The organism is Fictibacillus aquaticus (assembly GCF_002245695.1).
Classification (GTDB): domain Bacteria; phylum Bacillota; class Bacilli; order Bacillales; family Fictibacillaceae; genus Fictibacillus; species Fictibacillus aquaticus.
Genome location: NZ_NOII01000060.1, coordinates 1 through 6,086, shown reverse-complemented (window position 1 = coordinate 6,086; position 6,086 = coordinate 1). Strand labels below are relative to the sequence as shown.

Annotated in this window: 5 protein-coding genes; 1 reads left to right on the top strand and 4 read right to left on the bottom strand. The window is 44.2% G+C overall.

What is annotated here, in order from left to right; translation table 11 throughout:
* Positions 1-103 precede the first annotated feature (103 nt).
* Entirely contained in the window at positions 104-886 is a 783-nt protein-coding gene (gene blaOXA / locus CGZ90_RS19565) for a class D beta-lactamase (RefSeq protein ID WP_379675170.1), read from the bottom strand.
* 146 nt (positions 887-1,032) lie between these two features.
* Between blaOXA and CGZ90_RS19560 the strand changes: the two genes are divergently transcribed.
* The gene (locus CGZ90_RS19560; RefSeq protein WP_094254170.1) at positions 1,033-2,373 is read left to right on the top strand and encodes an aminotransferase-like domain-containing protein; all 1,341 of its coding nucleotides are present in this window, start codon (positions 1,033-1,035) and stop codon (positions 2,371-2,373) included.
* Between the two features lie 55 nt (positions 2,374-2,428).
* Here the strand turns inward: CGZ90_RS19560 and CGZ90_RS19555 are convergent, their stop codons facing one another.
* From CGZ90_RS19555 to CGZ90_RS19540, 3 genes are all read right to left on the bottom strand, one after another.
* Complete coding sequence (locus CGZ90_RS19555; protein ID WP_094254169.1) at positions 2,429-2,713, bottom strand: hypothetical protein; 285 nt, start codon at positions 2,711-2,713, stop codon at positions 2,429-2,431.
* 1,417 nt (positions 2,714-4,130) lie between these two features.
* Positions 4,131-5,591 carry a S41 family peptidase gene (locus tag CGZ90_RS19545; RefSeq protein ID WP_094254167.1) on the bottom strand — a complete coding sequence of 487 codons (1,461 nt, stop codon included), beginning with the start codon at positions 5,589-5,591 and terminating at the stop codon, positions 4,131-4,133.
* A gap of 130 nt (positions 5,592-5,721) precedes the next feature.
* Positions 5,722-6,086: M23 family metallopeptidase (locus CGZ90_RS19540; RefSeq protein ID WP_133063626.1), on the bottom strand; the 365-nt coding region annotated here is incomplete at its 5' end.

The window sequence follows — 6,086 nt, the reverse complement described above, 5'->3', positions numbered from 1 at the left end:
AAAATACCACCCAAGATCGTTAGTACGCCAACCAGAACACCGATCGCTTTAGTAAAAGTGTACGTTTTCAACGCTGCACCTCTATTCTGTACCATTTACATCACTATTTTATTATCTTTTTCTGCCGCAATGCCTCTACCGCGATGTTTTTTGCTGAAGTCCCGCTTCCATCTATATTCACGGCGAACACCCATGTATCCTTTTTTGTCTCAACAAATCCTGTATACCATCCTAATCCAAAGTCAGATAGCCTTGTTCCTGTTTTTCCGTGCAGCGTATATGCATCCTGTTCATCCTGAATCATCATTCGCTTCACAGTTTTTTGATGATTTTCGTTAAAAGGCAGTCTTTCTCGTACGAGCTTTTCAATAAAGTCAGCCTGCTCAACGGCCGAAATTTTCAGCGAGCTGTTCAGCCAGAATGAATCGCTACCGCCTGAAATGTCTTGGTTGCCATATTTCATTCGAGTCACGTACTCCTGCATATTAGCCGTTCCGATATCTCTCGCCATATCCTGATAAAACCAGATCGCAGATTCTCTCATGGCAGACGCCAATGAATGATCTCGGTTCCAGTTCTCAAATTCTCTTACTGTACCATCCCAGCGCTTAACTTCATATTCATCTCTCACAGCACTCGTCTGCAGACCGATCAACGCGTTCGCCACTTTGAATGTTGATTCTGGCGTGAACCGTTCCCGGCTTCTTTTTTCATTGTACACATACATTTTATGTGTCCTGACACTTTTCAGCACCATTGTGCCCTCTTTTCCGTTGAAAAGCTCTTGGATGTTAAGGCTCTTTGTTTCTTGCCCAGCATTCGATACATTTGTCCCCGAAACGATAAGCAGGACAGAAAAGATAACAAGCATCACTGCTCTAAGCATCTTCATGTTTCTTCCTCCTTTTTAATAGGAATATCTCATGATGTGCACTCATTGCTGTTCCCCTATACTATAAATAGCGTAACGCATCAGGAAAAGCTTCATTTTTCCCGTCTGTACCCATACAGATGTGGAGGAGGACCAATGAAATGCTGACGATATACGGAAAAATCATTGAGAAGATAGAAACGAGAATAACCGATGGAAGCCTTAAACCAGGAGAAAAACTCCCCTCTGTCCGCTCACTCGCAGTAGAGCTTGGATGCAGCGTAAACTCCGTTATTAAGGCGTATTCGGATTTAGAAAATGATCACAAAGTGTTTTCTGTTCCAAAGAGCGGCTATTATCTTGTTGGAAGCACACCGTCCATTTGCGGGACTTCAGCCGATGTGATTGATTTCGCCTCTGCCGGTCCTGACCGTACTAAGATGCCGTACCGGGATTATCAGCATTGCATGAATCAGGCAATTGAAACTTATAAAGAAGAGATGTTTCAGTACTCCGAGCCGCTGGGGCTATCCTCCCTCCGATATCAGCTGTCCAAGCAGCTTCAGGACCTGCAGGTGTTTACGGTTCCTGAAAGGATTGCGGTCGTTTCAGGTTCACAGCAGGCACTAGATATCCTTGTATCACTGCCCTCTCCAAACGGCAAATCGGAAATTTGCGTGGAACAGCCTACTCATTTTAGTTTTATTGAATCAATATTATCCCGAGGTCTAACAGCAGTTGGAATTGAAATGACTGAGAAAGGAATAGACCTGGATCGTTTGGAGAACATTTTCCGTGAAAGAAACATTAAACTCTTTTACACAGTTTCCAGGTTTCAAAATCCTACCGGCTATTGCTACTCAAATAAAGAGAAAAAGAGGATTGTAGAGCTCGCCCAGAAATATGATGTTTACATTATCGAGGATGATTATATGGGAGATCTCGATACCCGCAGAAAGGCAGATCCGATGTTTGCTTACGATTCGTCTGGCAGGGTGATTTATACGAAAAGCTTTTCGAAGGTTCTTCTTCCAGGATTGAGACTTGGTGCTGCTGTTCTGTCGGAGTCTTTAATTGAAGGCTTCACAAAAGCGAAATTCGCAGCCGACGTACATACACCTGTTCTTACTCAAGGCGCACTGGAAATCTACTTAGAGAGCGGTATGTATAACAAGCACATTCAAAAATTACGGCACCTATACAGTCAGAAGGGTAAGATTTTGAAGCAAGCATATGTAAATCACCTTCCAGAAGGTGCCGTTTTTACTGGAGGAGAGTCTGGTTTTTACTCGACCATTACCTTCCCAGACCGGCTAAAAGCCGTACAGCTAGTCAAGCACCTAAAGCTAAAAAACGTTCTTGTACAGGATGCTTCGGGAATGTACCTTCCGCCTTATCGCAAGGAAAACACTATTAGGCTCAGTGTATCGCAAGTGGAAGATCGATTGATTACTGAGGGGGTTAAAAAGATTGCAGATGGGATAAGGGAGCTTAATTGGTAAAAAGAAAAAGAGCCGTTGATTGACACCAGCTCTTCTTTTAAATGCTTTACATATTTTACTTTGGCTTAAATCTGATCCATTTCATGACACAATGTTTAACGATAATAAATAAAAACAACATGAATACAAATGAAATAGATGTAGCGAACGCTGCATCTAACTTCACGTTATCTTGAAATGGACCGAAATAGAGATAGCCAAAAGAATATGTATTTTGAAGATCATAATCATTTTCTTTATTGACCTTTAATTTTGAATAAAGGTTTAAATACCAGCCAGCAGCAAAAAGTATATGAATTAGGAACGAAAAAATTATGCCTTGAATTAGATTTGATTTCATACATCTCTCTCCAAATCACAAGATAAGACTACTTATGCCGGTTTTTACTAATTTTACATTATTCATTCGGCAATCACCACTTATTTCCATCATATTACTTATCTCGCCATTCATCTACACAATAGCACGCAAAAAAAGCATTCGATGCGATAATGCATCGAATGCTTCTTGTCTATGTTACGAAACCGCACTACTCTTCTCTTTCACATCATGTACAAACAGCACACCCAGCTCATGCGGATCTGTCTCATACACCGATCGCTGCGCAAAACGGATTTCACCCTGCTCATCGAGCACCTCGAGTTTGCAGAAGGCGGCGTTCTTTTGTACCGCTTGATAAAAGTTAGAGTCCGGTGTCATCGTTACACCGTTCACCTTCATGATTACTTCACCTGTTTTCAGCCCCATCGAATCGGCTGGAGTTCCTGGAATGACACCCAGCACGATCAGCCCGTGGTTTCGGCGGACAAACAGAGATGGCTTCGTGTCATCACGTTGTGCTGCTAAGATTGTGATCAGCTCTCTGCCAACGAGTCCGGCTGCAACAGCAGCAATGCCGAGCAGTGTTAAATCCAGCGCGAACGCGCCAGCAGCTGCGGCTGTAATAACAATACCGAGCAGCAGCACTTTTCTCCCTAAAACCTTAATGGCTTCAGCCGGAATCGTATGTGTAACAAGCTGCCGGTAGCCGATCGCAAACGGAAACAGGATAAAAGCAAATCCTGCAGAACCGAGACCCATCAGCGGCCACCAGCCAATTTCAGGCACGTTTCCTGCTGGGATAAGAAGAAACTGGGGCAATATCCAAAGCCTTGTCGCCTCATGGGCCCCTATGTATTGCCCTCTTTTACCTTTAAAAAGACGCGGTGACGTACGCTTATCTCCCTTCCAGATAATGAGGATGCCCTCCTGCACGAGCAGTACCCCTAAAATAACAGCGAGCGAGATGACTGACGTATCTTGTATATCCTGGCTCCAGCGGTTTATTATGCTGTACCCCGTATTTAGTTCAGGGATGAAGAGGGCAGCCGCTGCAGCGATTGCTACAGCATAAGCAGGAGACAGAAAACGCGTTTTAGTTGTCAGACTTAATAATCCATAAGCAATGCCGACAAAAGCAAGCATGCCGAACGGCAGTGCGACACCAGCTGCCAGAAAAACGGCCGACCCGGNNTAACGAAGGCTGCAGCAAGAAACATATAAAATAGAGGGTTTGCGAACAATTTTCCCAACCCTTTTAGCAGTTCGAGCAAAAATAATTCTGTCATAACTTCTCCTCCAGCCGGTAACGTTTAAAGAAAACTTGCCTTTGTACCAGCCTAACAATATTCATACATCCTTTTCTGTGCAAAAAAAATTCCGCAGAGGCCATATGCCTCTACGGATAGTATTCGTGAAGAATGTCGTTTTTCCTGCCTTATTGCTGTTCCAAAATAAGCTGAATCGCAGTTTGGAGCTGCACATCGTTCTTCTCGCTTCGGATCTGCTCGATGATTTTGCCTTCCATTTTTCCTGCTGTTTTTGCATCGACTTTTCCTGTCGGCTCCAGCTTGTTTGCCTTTTGGAAGGCAATAACGGCTGTCTGTGTTTTTTCGTCAAAATAGCCATCCGTGCGTCCAGGAGAAAACCCTAGGCCGTCCAGCATGATCTGAGCGTTTTTAACCTGCTCAGAGTTGCTGTCATATGCCAGCGGCTTTTCAATATTCAGCGGGTTCGTGTAGAAATAACCTGGCTGTTTCACTGCGTGAGTCGGCTTGATGCCTTTTTTATGGATCCAGTTCCCGTCAGGTGTCAGCCATTTAAAGAGTGTCAGCTTAATGTTGCTTCCGTCTCCAAGGTCGATGGACTGCTGAACAGTACCTTTGCCAAATGATTTTTCCCCGACTAAATCATAATCTCCACCTTCACGGAGTGCAGCTGCCAGAATTTCAGAAGCTGAGGCGCTTCCTCCATCAATGAGTCCGATTATTGGATAATCTTTCTTCTCTTTTAACTGAGAAACATAACGCTGCTTGTTGCCTTTGCGGTCTTCAATCTGAACAAACGGTTTATCGTCCGTGATAATCTGCTTTAAAATGCTGTCTACTGCTTCAAGATAACCGCCTGGATTCCCGCGTACATCGATCACGAGGCCCTCAATGTTCTTGCTTTCAAGATCAGTCAGCTTTTCTTTAAAATCAGCGCCTGTATCTTCAGAGAAAGAAGTGATCTCGAGCACACCGATTTTCTTGCCTTTTACTTTTTTGACATCAGAATAAACTGTTTCGATCGGAATTTCATCACGTTTTACATTAACATCCATCACATCGCTTACGCCGCTGCGCTTAACGCCAAGTGTCACTGTAGAACCTTTTTTGCCGCGTATTTTCAGTACGGCTTTGTACAGGTCAAGTCCGTCTAGGCTCTTGCCGTCAACCGTCAAAATCTGATCGTTCGGCTTTAGTCCTGCCTTCTCCGCTGGGGAGTCTTTAAAAGGTGCGACAATGGTCACTCTTCCGTCTACCATACTCACTTCTGCCCCGATTCCTTCAAAGGATGAATCGAGCGACTGGCTGAACTGATTTGCTGTCTCTTCATCCATATAAGAAGAATATGGATCCTTCAGCGTTTTCACCATTCCATCAATTGCGCCCTCGAGCAGTTTTTCTTCACTCACCTGCTCTACATAGCGTGATGAGATGATTTCATACGTTTTTTGAAGCTTAGAGAATTCTTGGTTTTCATCAAACTTAGCGGATGTTTTCGGCAGTTCTTTTACAGTCGAACCAGGATAAACCTCATTCGCATTAAAGTAGCTTAATCCGCCGTACATCCCCCCTGCGCCGATCAGCATGGCAATTACGGCAACCAGTACGAGCATCTTTTTGTTTACATTCATGTCGTCACCTCATTTTTTCTGCAGGAAAAGGCACCACACCTTGCCAGTGCGATGCCTTTTGTTGTAAGAGAAAAGTTACCCTTGCTCCTACTGTACTATATGAACAGCTTGTTCACATTATGATTTTATTTTACCAGTATGCTGCTGGGTTTACAGCATTGGATTTCGCTTGGTTCCATGGCCCTTTGTGAAGTTCAAAGTGCAAATGCTGCCCCATGCTCTGTCCAGTGTTGCCCATATAGCCGATCATCTGACCGCGCTTAACGGATCCGCCCTGCACAGCACGGCTTCTCATATGCGCGTAGACAGTCGTCCAAGTCTGGCCGTCAATGTAATGAGAGATATAGATTACATTTCCGTAAGAGTTGGAGTACTCAGATTTAATTACTGTACCATCAGCCGCAGCATGAATTGGTACTGTTCCGCCTTGAGCGATGTCAAGACCATAATGCATTCCGTCAAAACGGCTGGCGAACGTCGACGTGATCGCTCCTG